This is a genomic window from Streptomyces sp. NPDC093544, from assembly GCF_040683495.1.
Lineage (GTDB): Bacteria > Actinomycetota > Actinomycetes > Streptomycetales > Streptomycetaceae > Streptomyces.
Window position 1 is genome coordinate 151,063 of record NZ_JBFBEA010000019.1, and the last position, 19,140, is coordinate 170,202.

Sequence of the window (19,140 nt, forward strand, 5' to 3'; positions counted from 1 at the left end):
GTGGCAACCACGCGCTCTGCACACACCGTCTGGGAAGGCAACCTGCTCGAGGGCAACGGCGTCGTCACCTTCGACTCCTCCGGCGCCATCGACGAGCAGCCCGTGACGTGGGCGTCGCGCTCCCAGGACGCGAACGGCAAGACCAGCCCCGAGGAGCTGATCGCGGCCGCCCACTCCAGCTGCTTCTCCATGGCGTTCTCGCACGCCCTCGCGGGGGCCGGTACCCCGCCCACCAAGCTCGTCACCTCCGCCGACGTCAGCTTCCAGCCGGGCGAGGGCATCACCGGCATCCACCTCACGGTCGAGGGCACGGTGCCGGGCATCGAAGAGGACGCCTTCGTCGCCGCGGCCGAGGACGCCAAGAAGAACTGCCCGGTCAGCCAGGCGCTCACCGGCACGACGATCACGCTGTCGGCGAAGCTCGCCTGACAGCCCCGTAGGCAGTACGGCGCCGCGGTCCCTCGAAGGGGCCGCGGCGCTGTCATGTCCGGGCCCGCGCCGAGCACCCGCCTCATTGACGCGCAGGGCACCGCCCCATTGACAAGAGCGCACTCAAGTTTTGTGCTTGAGGGCGGGCAGAGCCGGGCAGGGCGGGTGGAAGGGGACGGACATGGCACGTGCGGTCGGGATCGATCTCGGTACGACGAACTCCGTGGTCGCTGTTCTGGAGGGCGGCGACCCCACGGTCGTGGCCAACGCGGAGGGCGCGCGCACCACACCCTCCGTGGTGGCCTTCGCCAAGAACGGCGAGGTGCTCGTCGGGGAGGTCGCCAAGCGGCAGGCCGTGACGAACGTGGAGCGCACCGCGCGTTCCGCCAAGCGTCACATGGGCGATGCGAGCTGGCGCTTCCCGGAGACGGGCGCCATCGACGGCACCCGGTACCGCGCTCAGGAACTGGCCGCGCGCGTGCTGCAGAAGCTGAAACGGGACGCCGAGGCGTATCTCGGCGAGGACGTCACGGACGCCGTGATCACGGTGCCCGCCTACTTCGACGACGCGCAGCGCCAGGCCACCAAGGAGGCGGGCGAGATCGCGGGGCTCAAGGTCCTGCGGATCATCAACGAGCCGACGGCCGCCGCCCTCGCGTACGGGCTGGACCGCGGCGAGGAACAGACCGTTCTCGTCTTCGACCTGGGCGGCGGGACCTTCGACGTCTCGCTCCTGGAGATCGGCGACGGCGTCATCGAGGTCAAGGCCACCAACGGGGACACCCAACTCGGGGGCGACGACTGGGACCAGCGGGTCGTCGAGCATCTCGCCCAGCGGTTCAAGGCCTCGCACGGCATCGACCTCGGACACGACAAGATGGCGCTGCAACGGCTGCGCGAGGGCGCCGAGAAGGCCAAGATCGAACTGTCCAGCGCCTCCGAGACCACCGTCAACCTGCCCTACATCACCGCCACCGCCGAAGGCCCGCTGCATCTCGACGAGAAGCTGACGCGCGCTCAGTTCCAGGAGCTGACCGCCGACCTGCTCGACCGCTGCAAGAACCCCTTCCACCAGGCCGTGAAGGACGCGGGCGTGAAGCTCTCCGTGGTCGACCGGGTCATCCTGGTCGGCGGCTCGACCCGGATGCCCGCCGTCACCGACCTGGTGAAGGAACTCACCGGCAAGGACCCGCACAAGGGCGTCAACCCGGACGAGGTCGTGGCCGTGGGCGCCGCACTCCAGGCGGGTGTCATCCGCGGTGACGTCAAGGACGTCCTCCTGCTCGACGTCACCCCGCTGTCCCTCGGTATCGAGACCAAGGGCGGCATCATGACCAAGCTCATCGAGCGCAACACCACGATCCCGACCCGGCGTTCGGAGATCTTCACGACCGCCGTGGACAACCAGCCTTCGGTCGGTATCCAGGTCTACCAGGGCGAGCGCGAGATCGCCGCGTACAACAAGAAGCTCGGCGTCTTCGACCTCACCGGGCTGCCGCCCGCGCCGCGCGGGGTGCCGCAGATCGAGGTCGCCTTCGACATCGACGCCAACGGGATCATGCACGTCTCCGCGAAGGACCTCGCCACGGAGCGCGAGCAGAAGATGACGGTCACCGGCGGCTCCGCGCTCCCCAAGAACGACATCGACCGCATGATGCGCGAGGCCGAGCAGTACGCCGACGAGGACCGCAGGCATCGTGAGGCCGCCGAGACACGCAACCAGGCCGAGCAACTCGTCTACCAGACCGAGAAGTTCATCCGGGAGAACGAGGAGCGCATCCCGTCCGAGACGAAGCCGGAGGTCGAGTCGGCCATCGCGGAGCTGAAGGAACTCCTGAAGGCGCCCGCCGACACGAGCTCGCTGCGGGCCGCAGTCGAGAAGCTCGCCACGGTGAGCCAGAAGATGGGCCAGGCCATGTACGCGCAGGCCCAACAGGCACCGCCGCAGACGGCCCCGCAGGACGAGCCGGCCACCGAGCACACCCCGAACGACGAGGAGGGCGTGGTGGACGCGGAGATCGTGGACGAAGAGCGGGACAGGGGTGGAGACGCGGACAGGGACACGGGCGCGAAGGGCGGAGCCGCCTAGGGGGTGTCGTTTGGATCACCTCGGGTCCGCGACGCCTGGCACGGCACCTCGCCGCGTTGTCGCATCACCCGGGTACGTTCAGTACGCGGGTCATGCTCCGCCTTGCGATGCACCGCACCATGCGCCGCGGCCTGATCCGAGGTGATCCAAACGACACCCCCTAGGACCTGTCCTAGTACCCCAGTGCCGCGCGTCGTCTGGTGTTCGGCCGCCCGTCACCCGGTATCCCTAACGTGCGGGCCATGAAGAGACTTTCGATCACGGTCGGCGCAGTCGCGCTGACCGTCGGGCTCGCGACACCCGCCGTGGCCGACCGCGACGCCGAGAACTTCGGTCAGGGCACTGCCTTCGAGCAAGGCACGGCCTTTGGTCAGGCCACGGCCGTCGGTCAAGGCACGGGCCTCGGTCAGGCCACGGCCTTCGGTCAAGCCACGTTGACCGGGTTCGCCTCGCTTCCGGCCGAGACGTTCGTCCCGAACAGCGAGCCGTCCGGCTCGGCCATCGGGGCGGGCCCGTTCAACGGCATCACCGGTCCGTTCGCCGACCAGCCCGTCCAGGGCTTCAGCGGCGCCGTCAACCGCCACGACGGCAGTTACGACGTGCTGTCCGACAACGGCTACGGCAGCCAGGCCAACAGCGCCGACTTCCTGCTGCGCGTACACCGCGTCAAGCCGGACACGAAGACCGGCAAGGTCAAGGTCCTGGGCGGCTTCAACCTCAGCGACCCCCACCACAAGGTGCCGTTCCCGCTCACCCGGACCGACCGGGTACTGACCGGCGCCGACTTCGACGTCGAGTCGATCGTGCGGGCGTACGACGGCTCGTACTGGCTGGGCGACGAGTTCGGCCCGTTCCTCCTGCACTTCTCCTCCACCGGCAAGCTTCTCGAAGCCCCGATCTCGCTCGACGGAGTGCGGGCGCCGGAGAACCCGTACCTGAACGGCGCCCAGCCGACCACCGGCAGCAGCAAGGGCTTCGAGGGCATGGTCCGCGCGGTGGACGGCCGTCACCTCTACCCGCTACTTGAAGGCACGGTCAACGGTGACACCCCCGGTGACCTGCGCTTCAGCGAGTTCGACCTGAAGGCCCGGGAGTACACCGGGAAGCGTTTCACCTACCGCCTGGAGTCGCCCTCCAACGCCATCGGTGACGCCATCGCCGTCGACAAGAACCGCTTCCTCGTCATCGAGCGCGACGGCGGCCAGGGCGCCGACGCCAAGTTCAAGCGGATCTACCTCGCCGACACCCGCGACCGCAACGGCGACGGGGTCATGGACAAGACCCTCGTGGCCGACCTGATGAACATCGCGAACCCGAAGGGTCTCGGCGGCTTCGGCGCGACATTCACCTTCCCGTTCACCACGATCGAGGACGTCGTCCTCCTCGACAGCCGGACGCTGGCGGTCCTGAACGACAACAACTTCCCGTTCTCCTCCGGCCGTACGCCCGGCAAGGCGGACAACAACGAGTTCATCACCATCAAGCTCACGGAGAGCCTGAAGGCGGACAAGCGCGCGCTCAAGTAACGGCGCACGGGCCAGGCCGGCCGCCCTACATGTGCACCGCCTGGCCCGCGGCCTGTTGCGCGGGCGCCCCGCGCCGGTAGAGCGCCAGCGTCACGACGAACCCGACCGCGAAGAACAGCGCCGACCACCAGTACGCGGTCGAGTAGCTCTCCAGCGAGGCTTGCGCCTGTACCCGCGCTGTGGGCTGCTTGCCGACGAGGTAGCTCGTGGCGGCGCTCGTGGCGAGGGTGTTGAGGAGGGCTGTACCGATTGAACCGCCCACCTGCTGGGTGGTGTTGACCATCGCGGAGGCCACTCCCGCATCGTGCGCGGCGATGCCGGACGTGGCCAGGTTCATCGCCGTGGCGAAGATGGTGCCGAGGCCGAGGCCGGCCACCAGGAGCGGGGGCAGCACGTGCTGGAGGTAGTTGCTGTCGAGACCGAGCGCGGTCAGCCAAGCCATCGCGCCGGCGGAGAGGGCCATGCCGAGCGGCACGATGGGTTTCGGCCCGAGCTTCGGCACCAGGTAGTTGGTCGTGACCACGGACATCACCACCATCACGGCGACCATCGGCAGGAACGCCAATCCCGTCTTGACCGGTGAGTAGTCCAGGATCTCCTGCAAGTAGTAGGTGAGGAACAGGAAGACGCCGAACATGCCGGCACCGGAGATGAACATCGCCAGGAACGATGCCCCACGGTCCCGGTCCAGGACCACGCGCAGCGGCAGCAGCGGGTGTTCGGCCCGCGTCTCCCACCAGGCGAACCCCACGAGGAGGACCGCGCCGACCACGAGGAAGCCCCACGTCTTCACGTCGCTCCACGAGTCCGTCTCCGCGTTCGAGAACCCGTAGACGATGCAGAACAGCCCGGCCGACACCAGCAGCGTGCCCGGCACATCCAGTTTCGGCCGGTCCGTGGGCCTCCCGCCGTGCAGGAGCCGCGCCCCGCCGATCAGGGCCACCGCGGCGAAGATGACGTTCACATACAGGCACCAGCGCCAGTCCAGATATTCGGTGAGTACGCCGCCCAGGAGCAGCCCCACCGCGCCGCCCGCGCCCGCGATCGCGCCGTAGATGCCGAACGCCTTGGCGCGCTCGCGCGGATCCGTGAACGTCGTCGTGAGGAGTGAGAGCGCGGCCGGCGCGAGCAGCGCGCCGAACAGGCCCTGCAGGGCGCGCGCCCCCACCAGCATCCCGAAGCTGGTCGAGACACCGCCGAGCGCGGAGGCCGCCGCGAAGCCCGCGAGCCCGGCGAGGAACACGGCCTTGCGGCCCAGCAGGTCCGCGATGCGCCCGCCGAGCAGCAGCAGGCTGCCGAAGGCGAGCGCGTACGCGGTGACGACCCACTGCCGGTTGCCGTTGGTGAATCCCAGGTCCTGCTGCGCGGACGGCAGCGCGATGTTCACGATCGTCGCGTCGAGGACGACCATCAGCTGCGCGATGCCGACCACCGCGAGGATCAGCCACCGGTGCTCGTGACTGCCGCCGCTCGCGGACGGCACGTCGCCGCTGGGAGGTGCGGTCTGAATGCCCGGCTCGGGCTCGGGCGCGGACGTGGCTTCGGGCGAGTGGTCCAAGGTGGCCTCCAGGTACCCCCGCACCACGCTAAATGCATTGATCACGGACGGCGACCGGGGACAACCACTCAGCTCCGGACCGGGGCGCACCCGCTCACGGCGTCCGTAGAGGTCAGGACTTGCGGGCGACCCCCGCGTACAGCGGCACGATGCCCTCCGCCTTCGCGGCCACGTCCACCGGTTCCGGCCGCCAGTCGACGGCCGGGACCACACCCGGCTCCAGCAGCTCCAGGCCGTCGAGGAAGCGGGAGAACTCGGCGTGGGTGCGCGGATGGAAGGGGGTGCCGCTCTCCCGGAAGAGTGCCGCGACCTTTCCGATGGTCTCGGCGCTGAGGTCCGGGGTGACCTGGGAAAGGATCACGAAGCTGCCGGGGGCGAGGGCGGTGACGTACCTGTCGACCAGGCCGTACACGTCGTCGCCGTCGGGAGCGTCGTCGAGGTAGTGGGTGAGCGCGACCAGCGACAGCGCGACGGGCCGGCCGAGATCCAGGTGCTCGGCGGCCAACCGCAGGATCGTGTCGGGGTCGCGGACGTCGGCGTGCACATAGCTGGTGGTGCCCTCGTCGGCGCCCTGGAGCAGCGCCTCGGCGTGCCGCAGCACGATCGGGTCGTTGTCGGCGTAGACCACCTTCGACTCCGGGGCGGTCTCCTGGGCGACCTGGTGGAGGTTGGGCTCGGTGGGAATGCCCGTGCCGATGTCCAGGAACTGACGTATCCCGGCCTGGGCGGCGACCCGGGTGGCCCGGTGCATGAACCGGCGGTTGGAGCGCGCACTGCGTACCGCGGCCTCGTCCACGCCGAGGATCCTGCGGGCCAGCTCCTCGTCCACCGGGTAGTTGTCCTTGCCGCCCAGCCACCAGTCGTACACCCGGGCGGGATGCGGCCGACTGGTGTCGATACGGGTGGGCACGGCGTCACTTCCGGTCACAACGATGCTCCTCGATGTCTTCAACGGATTCAGCGATTGAGCGGTACGTCTCTGCAGTTCAGAAGCGCGCCCGGAACTCCTGGAGGATCTGCTTGGTGCGCTGGGCGGAGGCCGCGTGGGCCGACATGTGGTCCAGGACCTCCAGGTGCAGGGCCACCTCGATGCGCGAGTCGAGGTAGAGGGCACCGGACACGTACTCGCTGTAGACCATGTCGGGCAGCTCCGGCTCCGCGAAGCGGAACAGCGCGAAGGACGTGTACGTACCCGGATGCGGGCCGTTCGCGAACTCGGCGACCTGGAGCGTGATGTGGTCGTGCTCGACCTCCTCCAGAAGCCGGTCCATCTGGTCGCGCATGACCTTGCCGTCGATGCTCACGGGACGCCGCAACGCCGTCTCGTCCATGATCACCCATAGGTGGGGCGGGTTCTCGCCGGTGAGCAGCCCCTGCCGGTTCATGCGCAGCGCCACATGCCGCTCGATGGCGTCCGGACCCGTCTGCCCGACCGTCCCCGCCTCCAGTACGGCCCGCGCGTAGTCCTCGGTCTGCAACAGCCCGGGCACGAAGTGCGGTTCGTACGAGCGGATCAGCCGGGCGGCGCCCTCCAGGCTGACGTGCATGCTGAACCACTCCGGCAGCACGTCGTGGAACCGCTGCCACCAGCCCGGCTGGTTGGCCTCCTCGGCCAGCCCGACGAAGGCGGCCAATTCGTCGGGGGCCACGCCGTAGGTCGTCAACAGCACCTGTACGTACGGGATTTTGAGCGCGACCTCGGCCATTTCCATCCGCCGTACGGTCGCCGGGGCCACGCGCAGCACGCGCGCGGCCTCCTCCCGCTTCAGTCCCGCTCTCTCCCGCAACTCCTGGAGCCTCCGCCCCAGAACCACCTGCCCCACCGTGGGCGCGGGCCGCCGCTCACTCACGCCACGCCTCCCCAAGCGCCGAAGTACACGCGCAGTGTGTCATGTTCCCCCACGGCCCTCACAGGGTCGGCCGGGTCACCTTTGCCTCACGTCAGGAAACCAGACCCTGAAGGTACTTGGCCGTTGCCGGGTCCGCCGGAAGGAACGTCTCGATGGCCAGCTCGGAGACCGTCACGTCCATCGGGGTGTTGAAGGTCGAGATGGAGGAGACGAAGGACAGGACCCGGCCGTCGTGCTCGATCCGCATCGGGAGCGCGAAGCAGGGAACGGCGTCGAAGGGTTCGTCGTCCTGGACGGGGCCTGGGACCGGATACGCGGCCACCTCCTCGTACAGGGCGCGCAGCGGAGCGGAGCGGCTGAGCGCGACCTGGCGTTCCATCTGGGCGAGCAGATGGCCGCGCCAGGCGTGGAGGTTGCGGATGCGCGGCGCCATGCCCTCCGGGTGGAGGGTGAGACGCATCGCGTTCAGCGGGGGCGCCAGCAGGGCTTCGGGGATGCCTTGCAGGAGCATGGTGATGCCCTGGTTCGCGGCGAGGACGTTGTACGTGGCGTCGACCACCAGCGCGGGATAGGGCTCGTAGCCCTGGATCAGCCGTTCCACCCCCTCGCGCAGGGCGTCCATCGCCGGGTCGTCGAGCGGGGTCTCCGCGAAGTGGGGCGCGTACCCGGCGGCGAGCAGCAGCGCGTTGCGTTCGCGGACGGGGACCTCCAGGTGCTCGGCGAGCCGCAGCACCATCTCCTCGCTCGGCCGGGAGCGGCCCGTCTCGATGAAACTGATGTGCCGCGACGACGAACCGGCCCGCAGCGCCAGCTCCAGCTGACTCACCCGCCGCTGCTCCCGCCAGCCGCGCAGCAGCGGGCCGACACCCTTGCCATCAGGGGCACTTGGAAGCGAGGAGGCACTCGGCGCGACAATGCTCATACGAAAACCGTAGTCGAGGAGTGGTGCGTGAACGAGATGGGGAACCGGCGGCTGAGCTGGGAGGCCGAGGCGGTCTACCGGGCACGGGTACGCGGCTGTCTGCTGGGCGGGGCGATCGGGGACGCGCTCGGCTATCCCGTCGAGTTCGACTCGCTGGAGCGGATCCGCGCAGCGCACGGGCCCGGCGGGGTGACCCGTCTCGTCCCCGACGGCGACGGCGTCGTGGGGCGCGTCAGCGACGACACACAGATGACCCTGTTCACCGTGGAGGGCGTCCAGCAGGCGCACACGCGCGAGCGGCTCAAGGGCATCGGGGGCGGCTGGTCCCGGCTGGTGCGGTGGGCGTACGGGCGGTGGCTGGACACACAGCTCAAGGCCGGGCCCGACAAGGACATCCACGGCGGACTCGCCGCGCAGACCTGGCTGTACGCGCGACGGGCGCCCGGCAACGCCTGCCTGTCCGGACTTCAGCAGGAGGACCACTTCCCCGACCCGATGGCCGAGCTCGGTCCGCCCGGACCGGTCAACTCCGACTCCAAGGGCTGCGGCGCGGTCATGCGCTCGGCACCCTTCGGTCTGACCAGGACGTCGGCCGACACCGCGTTCGGCATGGCCGCCCGCTGCGCCCAGATGACCCACGGCCACCCCACGGGCTACTACGCCTCCGGCGCCCTCGCCGCGATCGTCACGCACCTGGTCTCCGGGGACTCCCTGGAGGGCGCCGTCCTGCGCACGCTGCGGCTGCTGGCCCGTCACCCCGGCCACGAGGAGACGACGGTCGCCCTGAGCAGGGCCCTCGACCTGGCCTCCGAAGGCGCCCCGAGCGCCGAGAAGCTCGAATCCCTCGGCGCCGGCTGGATCGCCGAGGAGGCCCTGGCCATCGGCGTCTACAGCGCCCTCGCCACCCCCAGGGTGGCCGACGCCCTCCTCCTCTCCGTCAACCACTCCGGCGACAGCGACTCCACCGGCTCGCTCTGCGGCAACCTCCTCGGCGCCCTGCACGGCGACCACGGGCTCCCGCAGGAATGGCTGGAGCGGATCGAGGGACGCGCCACGATCACTGTCCTGGCGGACGACTTCGCGACGGAGTGTGTACGGGCCTGAGTCACCCTGAGCACTTCCGGAGCCGAGCTCCGGCGACTGTGGCACGCTGAGGAACAGCCCCGCGCGCACCCCCTCGCCGTACGAATGGAGCCCAGGTCATGCCCGTCGAAGCGCTGTCGCAGAAGGAGATCGAGGAGCAACTGGCGGATCTGCCGGGCTGGTCCCTGGACGGCGACCGACTCGCCCGCAGCTACCGGCTCGGCTCGCACTTCGCGGCGACCGGACTGGTCGTCCACATCGCCCAGGTGCAGGACGAACTGGACCACCACTCCGACCTCACCCTCGGCTACAACACCGTCGCTCTCACCGTGAACACCCACAGCGTCGGCGGCGCGGTCACCGAGCTCGACTTCCAGCTCGCCCGCCGGGTGGAGGAACTGGCTCCCGGGCACGGTGCGCGCTGACCCGCATGCTGGACTACGACAAGGAAGCCGACGCGTACGACAGCACGCGCGGTGGTGAGCCGAGGGCCACGGCGGCTGCCGAGGCCGTACTCAGCCTCGTCCCCGAAAACACCCGCACCCTGCTCGACGTCGTCTGCGGCACCGGGATAGTGACCCGGCGTCTGGCAGCCGGGCGGGCGGGACTGCGGGTGACGGGAGTGGACGCCGCGTACGGCATGGCGCGGATGGCGGCCACCCGGATGCCGGGCACCGTCGCCCTCGCCGACAGCCGCCGACTGCCCTTCCCCGAGGGGGAGTTCGACGCCGTGACCAGTGTGTGGCTGCTCCATCTGGTGGACGGTCCCGAGGACGCCCGTGCCATCGTCGCCGAGTGCGCGAGGGTGCTGCGACCCGGCGGGGTGTACGTCACCACCGTCGACAAGACCGCCGCGCACGACGTCGGCAGCGACATCGACGCCGTACTCGCTCCGCGTCCGCGCCGCCACGCCCAGGACCAGGCCGAGCGCGTCGCCTCGTACGCCGACGAGCACGGACTCCTCCCGGCGGGCCGGGCCCGGTTCCGGGGCCACGGCCAGGGCCGCAGCCCCCACAGCACGATGGCGGACCTGCGCCGCGGCTGGTTCACACAGCTGACGCCGGACGACCCGTTGACCGACCACTTCATCGCACGCCTTGAAACGCTCCCCGGCCAGCAAGTCCCGCGCACCGACCCGGAGTTCACCCTGCTGGCCTTCAGGAAGCCGAAGTCCGCCGGGTGAAGTCCATGACCCAGTTGGTCACCCAGGTGTCCTCACCGTCCACGGAGAAGGCCTGCTCCCAGCGCGCCGTGGTAGCGGAGATCCCCGACCACACATACCGCACCCGTACGTCCTTGCCGTCATGTGTGTCGTCCCCGTGGAACTCGCCCCGCCCGTCGGCCCCGAACCGTCCGGTCACCGGCGGGAAGAGCTTCCCGGTGCGGCTGGAGGACCAGTTCAGCGACCACACGCGTGCCGATGGGTCGAAGAGCCGCAGCGTGAGCCCCCTCCAGCCCTGATCCGGCACGTCCATCTCGTCGATGTCGGCGGCCCCGTCGAACAGGCTCCAGCAGCGGTGCGTGGCCGGGAACTCCTCCCAGTCGCTGTCGGCGTCGAGGAAGTCGGTACGACGGAGGTTGTGGATGTCCCACTCGCCGTGGAGGAAGTCGAAGTCGTGCGGGCTGCTCATGAGCGGTCTCCAGTAGTGCCCTCGGGAAGCGTGTCCGCGAGATAGGCGTCCAGGTCAGGGGTGTTCGGCGCGAGCATGTGCCGTACCCAGGCGTCGCGTTCGTGCAGGATCGGCGGCAGTTCCCAGACACAGCCGATCCAGGGGAGGTCGGGCGTGATGAAGTGGGCCGGGTCCCGGTCCGGGCAGCCAAGGACCGGCTGGCCCGCCGACGCGCACCGGAAGTGCAGGACGTTGTCCCACACCCAGCTGTAGGCGTTGAGGTACGCGCCGTCGTCGCCGCCCCGGTGCAGCACGACGAAGGTCGCGGGCGGGGTGTCGTCCGGCTCCGGGAGCAGGTGCGGCAGCATCGCGTACGCCGCCTTCTCGACGTCGGGAGCGATGCCGGCCGGGTCGGCGGTGACGTGATAGCGCTTGATGTGCCGTCCCGCGATCTCGATCGGCGGCGGAACGGTCAGCAGTTTCTCCCTGAAGACCATACGAGCAAGCTAGGCCCGCTCCACTGACACCTTCTGTCAGTGAAGTCTGGGATTCTGGCGGGGTGAAATCAGCGCGGCTCGTCTCGATCCTCCTGCTCCTCCAGACGCGCGGCCGGATGACCGCCGCCCAGCTCGCCGAGGAGCTGGAGGTGTCGGTGCGGACCGTGTACCGGGACGTGGACGCGCTGCACACGGCGGGTGTGCCGCTGTACGGGGACGCCGGCCACGCGGGCGGCTACCAGCTCCTCGGCGGCTACCGCCTCCGCCTCACCGGGCTCACCGAGGGGGAGGCCGAGGCCCTGTTCCTCGCGGGCGTCCCCGGACCCGCCGCCGAACTCGGCCTCGGCTCGGTCCTCGCCGCCGCCCAGTTGAAGGTGCGCGCAGCCCTCCCGGGCGAGCTGCGCGCGCACGCCGATCGGATCAGCGGCCGCTTCCACCTGGACGCGCCGGGCTGGTACGCGGAGGCAGAGGAGACCCCGCACCTCCCCGCCGTCGCCGACGCCGTCTGGAACAGCCGGGTCCTGCACATCCGGTACCGCCGCTGGCGCGCGCCGACCGACGTGGAGCGCCGCCTGGAGCCGTACGGCCTCGTCCTGAAGGCGGGCCGATGGTATGTCGTCGCGGGGCCGGGTCCGCGTACGTTCCGGGTCGACCAGATCCTCGAACTGGCCGAGGGGGAGGGGGAGTTCACCCGGCCCGACAACTTCGACCTCCCCGCGTACTGGACGACTTACCAGCGCGACTTCCACGACCGGCTGTTCCGCTCGGAGGCGGTGGTCCGGGTGCGACCGGGAGCCCCGCTCGCCGGGCAGCTCTCCCGCGCGGTCGAGGCCAACGCACGGCCGGATGAGGACGGTTGGATTCAGGCCACCGTCCCGATCGAGTCCATCGACCACGCACACGGCGAGTTCCTCCGCCTGGGCACCGACATCGAGGTCCTGGCACCGGCCGAGCTGCGCGAGCGGATCGCCCGGACGGCCGCGGAACTGGCCGAGAGGTACGGCAACACTCCGGTGAGCAGCGGCGACTGAGGTCCTGGCGCCGGCCTCGGCGAGCGCCCGGAGGCGGCCCCGGTGGACCTCACCCCCACGGCTCAGGAAATTGCTGTTTACGCAACGCGAGTAGCCGTTTCCGGGAGTGTCGGAGCACGCTGTCCCCACCCGGACGAGAGGCTCGGAACATGGCACACGACCACGACCAGACGCATGAGGGTCACCCGCGGCACGACCACGCGCACATGGACTTCGCCAAGATGCTCCCCTACCTGGAACAGGAGGCCGAGCTGTTCTCCCCGCTCTACGCGAGCGTGGCGGCCTGGCTGCGGGAGCGGCAGCCCGAGCCTGAGATGATCGTGGACGCGGGCAGCGGCCCCGGCGTCATTTCCTGTCTCCTCGCCGGCGCCTTCCCGCAGGCGCGGGTCGTCGCCGTGGACGCGGTGGAACCCCTCCTGGAGCGGGCACGCGAGCGCGCAGGACGGCTCGGCGTCGCCGACCGCTTCAGCACGCTGCGGGCCGAACTCGATGACGGGCTGGGCGACTTGGAGTACCCCGCCGACCTGGTGTGGGCCAGCAGGTCACTGCACCACGTCGGCGATCAGCGGGCCGCACTCGCGGGATTCGCGCGAGGGCTCGCCCCCGGCGGCGCCCTCGCCCTTCTGGAGGGCGGCCTGCCCTCGCGCTTCCTCCCGCGCGACATCGGGATCGGCCGCCCCGGTCTGCAGTCCCGTATCGACGTGGTCCAGGAGGAGTGGTTCACCCGGATGCGCGCCGAGCTGCCAGGAGCGGTGACGGAGACCGAGGACTGGCCCGCCCTGCTGACGTCCGTCGGCCTGCGTCACGCGGCGACCCGTACGTTCCTGCTCGACCTCCCCGCCCCGGTGCCGGAGGAGGCCCGCGCCTTCGTGGTCAGCTCCCTCACCCACCGCCGGGACACGATCGCCGAGAGCCTCGACGCGGACGACCGTGCCACCCTCGACCGGCTCCTCGACCCGGACGACAAGGCGAGCGTGCATCACCGTCCGGATGTCTTCCTGCTGACCGCGCACACGGTCCACGTGGCGCTGCGGGCTTGACTTCGAGAGCGCTCCAGGTGATGAACTCCCCCCGTCCATCGCGAACTTATGGGGGTAAACATGACCGACTCACCAGTAGCACTCATCACCGGCGGCGGCAGCGGTATCGGCGCCGCGGTCGCGCGGAGGCTGCTCGACGCCGGGCACCGGGTGACGGTCACCGGGCGGGGTGAGGAGCGGCTGCGTGGATTCGCGGATGAACTCGGCAACCCCGAGGGCCTGTTGACCATCGTCGGGAACGCGGCCGAGTACGACCACGTACAGGCGGCGGTCGACGCGACGCTCAAGGAGTTCGGACGGCTCGACACCGTCATCGCCAACGCCGGCTTCGCCACGCACGACACCGTTGCCGAGGGCGACCCCGCCGGGTGGCCCGAGATGGTGCTGACCAACGTCCTGGGTCCCGCGCTGCTGATCAGGGCGTCCATCGACGCCCTCAAGGAGACGCGGGGGCGGATCGTGCTGGTCGGCAGCGTCGCGGGCCATGTCCACGGCCCCGGCAACATCTACGGGGCGACGAAATGGGCCGTGACCGGGCTCGCCGAGAACACCCGGCGGCAGGTCACCGAGTTCGGAGTCGGCGTGACCCTGATCTCGCCCGGACGCGTGGAGACCCCGTTCTGGGACAGCTACGGCAGCCTGCCGCCCGGCCACCTGCTGACCGCGGACCAGCTCGCCGAGTCGATCGTCTGGGCGATCCGGCAGCCCGACGGGGTCGATGTGAACACGGTGGTGGTGCGGCCGATCGGTCAGCCGGTCTGAGGCGTCCTGCTGGGAACGCCGCCGGCCCGGATGCGTGGTGCGCATCCGGGCCGGCGGCGATGTCCGCGTCGGTCGGGCTCAGTTGAGCGTCGCCGGGTCAGGACCGAGACGGCGGTTCTCGTTCAGGGCGGAGATCGCCGCGATGTCCTCGTCGTCCAGGGAGAAGTCGAAGACGTCGATGTTCTCCTTGATCCGGGACGGCGTCACGGACTTGGGGATCACGACGTTCCCCAGCTGAAGGTGCCAGCGCAGGACGACCTGGGCCGGCGTGCGGCCGTGCTTCTGGGCGATGGCGATGATCGCCGGGACTTCAAGGAGACCCTTGCCCGAGCCGAGCGGGGACCACGCCTCGGTGGCGATGCCCTGCTCCGCGTCGTACTCACGCGTCGCGATCTGCTGGAGCTGTGGGTGCAGCTCGATCTGGTTGACGGCGGGGATGACGGACGTCGCCTCGATCAGCGACTCCAGGTGCTCCGGAAGGAAGTTGGAGACACCGATGGCCTTGGCGCGGCCGTCCGAGTAGATCTTCTCGAAGGCCTTGTACGTGTCGATGTACTTGCCGCGGGCCGGCGTCGGCCAGTGGATCAGATACAGATCCACGTAGTCCAGGCCGAGCTTGTCCAGTGACGTGTCGAACGCGCGCAGGGCGGAGTCGTACCCCTGGTCGTCGTTCCACAGCTTGGTGGTGACGAAGAGATCCGTGCGGGCGATCCCGGAGGCGGCCAGGGCCCTGCCGGTGCCCGCTTCATTGGCGTAGAGCGCGGCTGTGTCGATGCTGCGGTACCCGGCCTCCAGCGCGGTGGCGACCGCCCTCTCCGCCTCGTCGTCCGGCACCTGCCAGACGCCGAAACCAAGCTGCGGCATCTCGACGCCGTTGTTCAGGATGATCGGGGGAACCTTGCTCACGAGCTCTCGATCCTTCAGTCGTCGGTTGGTACCCCCATCGTCAACGATCACGCGCCGTATCGCATTCCTGGCAGGTGGATTCCCCGCGTGGACGGGCGCCACGAGCCACCGCTCACCCCTTGTACAGCGCCTCGACCTCCGACGAGTACGCGTTCTCGATCGCCTTCCGCTTCAGCTTCAGGGAGGGCGTCAGCAACCCGTGCTCCTCGGTGAACTGGTTGGCCAGTATCCGGAACGTACGGATCGACTCGGCCTGCGACACCAGCGTGTTCGCGGCGACCACCGCACGGCGCACCTCGGTCTCCAGATCGGGGTCGCGCACCAGGTCGGCCGCGGGCATCCGCGCCTTGCCGCGCATCTGGAGCCAGTGCTCGACGGACTCGGAGTCGAGGGTGACGAGCGCGGCGATGTAGGGGCGGTCGTTGCCGACGACGATGCACTGGGCGACCAGCGGATGGTCGCGTACGCGCTCCTCCAGCACCCCGGGCGAGACGCTCTTGCCGCCTGAGGTCACCAGGATCTCCTTCTTGCGCCCGGTGATGGTGAGGTAGCCGTCCTCGTCGAGCGAGCCCAGGTCGCCGGTGGCGAGCCAGCCGTCGTGCAGGGTGGCGTCGGTGGCCTTGGGGTCGTTCAGATAGCCCTGGAAGACGTTGGCGCCGCGCAGCCAGATCTCGCCGTCGTCCGCGATGTGCACGGTGGTGCCGGGGATGGCCTGCCCGACGGTGCCGAACCGGGTGCGCTCGGGCGGATTGGCGGTCGCGGCCGCCGTGGACTCGGTGAGCCCGTACCCCTCGTAGATGAAGACACCCGCGCCCGCGAAGAACAGCCCGAGCCGCCGGTCCATCGCGGAGCCGCCCGACATCGCGTGCTTCACCCGGCCGCCCATCGCGGCCCGGACCTTGGAGTAGACGAGCTTGTCGAAGACCTGGTGCTGCATGCGCAGGCTCGCCGAGGGGCCGGGGCCGATGCCCCACGCCTTCGCCTCGATCGCCTCCGCGTACCGCACGGCGACGTCGACGGCCTTCTCGAAGGGGCCTGATCTGCCTTCCTTCTCGGCCTTGCGGCGGGCCGCGTTGAAGACCTTCTCGAAGATGTACGGGACCGCGAGGAAGAACGTCGGCCGGAACGCGGCCAGGTCCGGCAGCAGGGCCGCCGCGTTCAGCTGCGGCTGATGCCCGAACTTGACCCGCCCGCGGATCGCGGCGACCTGCACCATGCGTCCGAAGACATGCGCGAGCGGCAGGAACAGCAGGGTGGCCGCCTCGTCGCCCCGCTTGGAGTGGAAGACCGGCTCCCAGCGGTCGATGACGGTGTCCGCCTCGAACATGAAGTTCGCGTGGGAGATGACACAGCCCTTGGGGCGCCCGGTGGTGCCCGAGGTGTAGATGATCGTCGCGACCGACTCGGGCGTGACCGCGCGCCGGTGCCGGTGCACCACCTCGTCCTCGATGTGCGCGCCCGCCTCGTACAACTCCTGCACCGCGCCCACGTCGAGCTGCCACAGCTTGTGCAACTGTGGCAGCCGGTCGACGACCGTGGCGATCGTCATCGCGTGGTCCTCGTGCTCCACCATGACTGCCGACACCTGCGCGTCGTACAGCATCCAGAAGACCTGCTCGGCGGAGGAGGTGGAGTAGATGGGTACGACCTGGGCGCCGATCGTCCACAGGGCGTAGTCGAAGAGCGTCCACTCGTAGCGCGTACGGCACATGATCGCGACCCGGTCCCCGAACCGGACCCCCTCGGCGAGGAGCCCCTTGGCCAGCGCGAGCACCTCGTCGCGGAACTCGGCGGCGGTCACATCACGCCACTGCCCCTGCTCGTCCTTGCGTCCGAGAGCGATGTGGAGCGGGTCCTCCTGGGCATGATCGAAGACGACGTCGGCCAAGCCGCCCACCGGCGGCGCCGACGCCAACGGAGGGTTGGTGAACTCGCGCAATCCCGCTCCTAGTAGCGCTCCGCACAGCGCCGTGAAAGCTACCTCACCGTGAGGCAGGGCGGGAGGGGGGTCGGAGCGCAGAGAGGTAAGGCATACCTACTGGTCAGTCGCGGAAATGCCCACACATGTCGCGGAAATGCCCGCACATGAGGAAGGGCCGGACGGAAACTCTTACGGTTCCGTAGGTTTCCGTCCCGCAATCTCCACTGAATCTGTACGACCCGTACCGCACTGGATGCCGGATGTGGAGGTCCCTCTTCCGGCTCGCGGGCGTCACTCGCTGTCACCGGCGAGGCGCCCCCGCTGTCATCCGCGGGGCGTCCCGGTCGGCTGCTCCACCGCCGCCGCCTCGGCCTTGCCCGGCACCGCCCGCGGTGTCCGCACCAGCACCAGCACCAGCGCACCGGCGATCACCCCGGTCACCCCTGCCGCCACCGACGCCGAGTTCAGCCCCGCCGCGAACGCGGCCCGCAGGGTGTTTTCGGACAGTGCGCCCCGCAGCGCCCCGGCGCCGCCGCCCGCCAGGGTGTGGGCCGCGTCGTGCGAAAGGGTGTCCTGCATGCGGGAGGTCAGCACGGTGCCGAACACGGCGACCCCGAGGGCGTACCCCAGCTGGCGGGCCGTGTTGACGGCGCCGCCCGCCATTCCCGCCCGCTCGGGCGGTACCGCGGCGAGTGCCGCGCCCGCGATCGCGGGGGCGACAAGCCCGGTGCCGATCCCCACCAGGACCAGTCCCGGCACCAGCGCCGTCCAGCTCGCGCCGGCGTCCAGGACGGCCTGACAGAACGTGCCCGAGCCGATCAGCAGCAGGCCGCCGCCCAGGGTCAGCCGCACCGGAACCCCGTGCAGCAGCTTCCCGGCGAGGATCGCGACCACCACGGTCGCCCCCGTCAGCGGCAGCAGCGCGAGCCCGCCGCGCACCGCGCTCATGCCCAGAACCGTCTGCATCCATATCGAGGTGTACGCGAGCACCCCGAACGCGACCCCGTTGAAGGCGAGCGCACCCGCCATCACGCCCACGAACGCCGGCTTGCGCAGCAGCGCGAGATCGAGCAGCGGATGGGCCACCCGCCGCTCCACGAGCACGAAGGCGACCAGGGCCAGTGCCGCGAGGACGAACGAGCCCGCCGGGACCGCCGACGTCCAGCCGTCCGCCCCGGCCCGCACCACCCCGTACGTCGTCGCCCCCGCGAAGCACGCGAACGCCACCGTGCCCGCCCAGTCGATGGTCATCCCGCGCGGACCACGCGACTCCGGCACCACCCGCAGTGTCAGCCACACCGACGCCACGCTCACCGGCAGGTTGACGAAGAAGATCCACCGCCAGCCGGGGCCCTCGGTCAGCACCCCGCCGAGCACCGGGCCGACCGCCGCCGCACCACCACTCACGGCTCCCCACACTCCGAGCGCCGCCGACCGCTGCCGCCCCTGATAGGCCGAGCCGAGCAGCGGCAGGGTCGTCGCGAGCATCGCCGCCGCACCCACCCCTTGCAGGGTGCGCGCGGCCACCAGCATCCCGGGCCCCGACGTCAGCCCGCACAGCAGCGACGCCACCGCGAACAGCACGACGCCCGCCACATGCACCCTGCGCCGCCCCAGGATGTCGGCCGCCGCGCCGACCCCCAGGAGCAGCGCGGCGAGCGCGAGCGCGTAGCCGTCGATCACCCACTGCAGCTCACTCAGCGACGCGTGCAGTGCCCGCGCCATGTCCGGCAACGCGACGATCGCGATCGTCACGTCCAGCAACAACATGAACGTCCCCAGGCACACCGCCGTGAGCGGTCCCCATGTACGCATGTCCTCAACTCCCCTGTGTTCCTGATGCGTATGCCTCCGTACGATGAGCCCGTGCCGGACGATCGCGGCGGCCGTGGACGTCAGAGCGCCGGAATCCGACA

General features: G+C 70.1%; 18 protein-coding genes. 9 read left to right on the forward strand and 9 right to left on the reverse strand.

What is annotated here, in order from left to right; all coding sequences use genetic code 11:
* From AB0N66_RS28045 to AB0N66_RS28055, 3 genes are all read left to right on the forward strand, one after another.
* The gene (locus AB0N66_RS28045; RefSeq protein ID WP_365440096.1) at positions 1-429 is read left to right on the forward strand and encodes an OsmC family protein; all 429 of its coding nucleotides are present in this window, start codon (positions 1-3) and stop codon (positions 427-429) included.
* Positions 430-610: 181 nt separating this feature from the next.
* Positions 611-2,518 carry a molecular chaperone DnaK gene (gene dnaK, locus AB0N66_RS28050; protein WP_365440098.1) on the forward strand — a complete coding sequence of 636 codons (1,908 nt, stop codon included), beginning with the start codon at positions 611-613 and terminating at the stop codon, positions 2,516-2,518.
* Between the two features lie 242 nt (positions 2,519-2,760).
* The gene (locus AB0N66_RS28055) at positions 2,761-4,044 is read left to right on the forward strand and encodes an esterase-like activity of phytase family protein (protein ID WP_365440100.1); all 1,284 of its coding nucleotides are present in this window, start codon (positions 2,761-2,763) and stop codon (positions 4,042-4,044) included.
* A 25-nt stretch (positions 4,045-4,069) separates the two neighbouring features.
* Here the strand turns inward: AB0N66_RS28055 and AB0N66_RS28060 are convergent, their stop codons facing one another.
* The 4 genes from AB0N66_RS28060 to AB0N66_RS28075 form a co-directional block, all read right to left on the reverse strand.
* The gene (locus AB0N66_RS28060; protein WP_365440191.1) at positions 4,070-5,554 is read right to left on the reverse strand and encodes an MFS transporter; all 1,485 of its coding nucleotides are present in this window, start codon (positions 5,552-5,554) and stop codon (positions 4,070-4,072) included.
* Between the two features lie 160 nt (positions 5,555-5,714).
* On the reverse strand, positions 5,715-6,530 hold the full coding sequence (locus AB0N66_RS28065; RefSeq protein ID WP_365440102.1) for an SAM-dependent methyltransferase: 816 nt from the start codon (positions 6,528-6,530) through the stop codon (positions 5,715-5,717).
* A gap of 58 nt (positions 6,531-6,588) precedes the next feature.
* A complete protein-coding gene (locus tag AB0N66_RS28070; protein ID WP_365440103.1) occupies positions 6,589-7,452 on the reverse strand; it encodes a helix-turn-helix transcriptional regulator in 864 nt (287 codons plus the stop codon).
* A 91-nt stretch (positions 7,453-7,543) separates the two neighbouring features.
* Positions 7,544-8,374, reverse strand: coding sequence for a helix-turn-helix transcriptional regulator (locus AB0N66_RS28075; protein ID WP_365440105.1), 831 nt, complete (start codon positions 8,372-8,374; stop codon positions 7,544-7,546).
* Between the two features lie 36 nt (positions 8,375-8,410).
* Between AB0N66_RS28075 and AB0N66_RS28080 the strand changes: the two genes are divergently transcribed.
* From AB0N66_RS28080 to AB0N66_RS28090, 3 genes are all read left to right on the forward strand, one after another.
* A complete protein-coding gene (locus AB0N66_RS28080) occupies positions 8,411-9,478 on the forward strand; it encodes an ADP-ribosylglycohydrolase family protein (RefSeq protein ID WP_365440193.1) in 1,068 nt (355 codons plus the stop codon).
* A 98-nt stretch (positions 9,479-9,576) separates the two neighbouring features.
* Entirely contained in the window at positions 9,577-9,882 is a 306-nt protein-coding gene (locus tag AB0N66_RS28085; RefSeq protein ID WP_365440107.1) for a 4a-hydroxytetrahydrobiopterin dehydratase, read from the forward strand.
* 5 nt (positions 9,883-9,887) lie between these two features.
* Positions 9,888-10,640 carry a class I SAM-dependent methyltransferase gene (locus AB0N66_RS28090; protein WP_365440109.1) on the forward strand — a complete coding sequence of 251 codons (753 nt, stop codon included), beginning with the start codon at positions 9,888-9,890 and terminating at the stop codon, positions 10,638-10,640.
* On the opposite strand, the gene AB0N66_RS28095 is transcribed toward AB0N66_RS28090, so the two are convergent.
* The gene (locus tag AB0N66_RS28095) at positions 10,615-11,088 is read right to left on the reverse strand and encodes a hypothetical protein (protein ID WP_365440111.1); all 474 of its coding nucleotides are present in this window, start codon (positions 11,086-11,088) and stop codon (positions 10,615-10,617) included. The two genes, AB0N66_RS28090 and AB0N66_RS28095, sit on opposite strands and share 26 nt — an antisense overlap.
* Complete coding sequence (locus AB0N66_RS28100; RefSeq protein WP_365440113.1) at positions 11,085-11,564, reverse strand: hypothetical protein; 480 nt, start codon at positions 11,562-11,564, stop codon at positions 11,085-11,087. The genes AB0N66_RS28095 and AB0N66_RS28100 overlap by 4 nt, the downstream gene beginning before the upstream one ends.
* Positions 11,565-11,626: 62 nt before the next feature.
* On the opposite strand from AB0N66_RS28100, the gene AB0N66_RS28105 reads away from it, so the two are divergent.
* The 3 genes from AB0N66_RS28105 to AB0N66_RS28115 all read left to right on the forward strand — a co-directional run bounded on the left by AB0N66_RS28105 (position 11,627) and on the right by AB0N66_RS28115 (position 14,397).
* On the forward strand, positions 11,627-12,595 hold the full coding sequence (locus AB0N66_RS28105; RefSeq protein ID WP_365440114.1) for a YafY family protein: 969 nt from the start codon (positions 11,627-11,629) through the stop codon (positions 12,593-12,595).
* A gap of 149 nt (positions 12,596-12,744) precedes the next feature.
* Complete coding sequence (locus AB0N66_RS28110) at positions 12,745-13,635, forward strand: class I SAM-dependent methyltransferase (protein ID WP_365440115.1); 891 nt, start codon at positions 12,745-12,747, stop codon at positions 13,633-13,635.
* 60 nt (positions 13,636-13,695) lie between these two features.
* Complete coding sequence (locus AB0N66_RS28115) at positions 13,696-14,397, forward strand: SDR family oxidoreductase (RefSeq protein ID WP_365440117.1); 702 nt, start codon at positions 13,696-13,698, stop codon at positions 14,395-14,397.
* Positions 14,398-14,475: 78 nt separating this feature from the next.
* Here AB0N66_RS28115 and AB0N66_RS28120 read toward each other — a convergent pair whose 3' ends face one another.
* The 3 genes from AB0N66_RS28120 to AB0N66_RS28130 all read right to left on the reverse strand — a co-directional run bounded on the left by AB0N66_RS28120 (position 14,476) and on the right by AB0N66_RS28130 (position 19,039).
* The gene (locus AB0N66_RS28120) at positions 14,476-15,261 is read right to left on the reverse strand and encodes an aldo/keto reductase (RefSeq protein WP_365440195.1); all 786 of its coding nucleotides are present in this window, start codon (positions 15,259-15,261) and stop codon (positions 14,476-14,478) included.
* 154 nt (positions 15,262-15,415) lie between these two features.
* The gene (locus AB0N66_RS28125; RefSeq protein ID WP_365440119.1) at positions 15,416-17,242 is read right to left on the reverse strand and encodes an AMP-binding protein; all 1,827 of its coding nucleotides are present in this window, start codon (positions 17,240-17,242) and stop codon (positions 15,416-15,418) included.
* A 306-nt stretch (positions 17,243-17,548) separates the two neighbouring features.
* Positions 17,549-19,039 carry an MFS transporter gene (locus AB0N66_RS28130; RefSeq protein ID WP_365440121.1) on the reverse strand — a complete coding sequence of 497 codons (1,491 nt, stop codon included), beginning with the start codon at positions 19,037-19,039 and terminating at the stop codon, positions 17,549-17,551.
* Positions 19,040-19,140 lie beyond the last annotated feature (101 nt).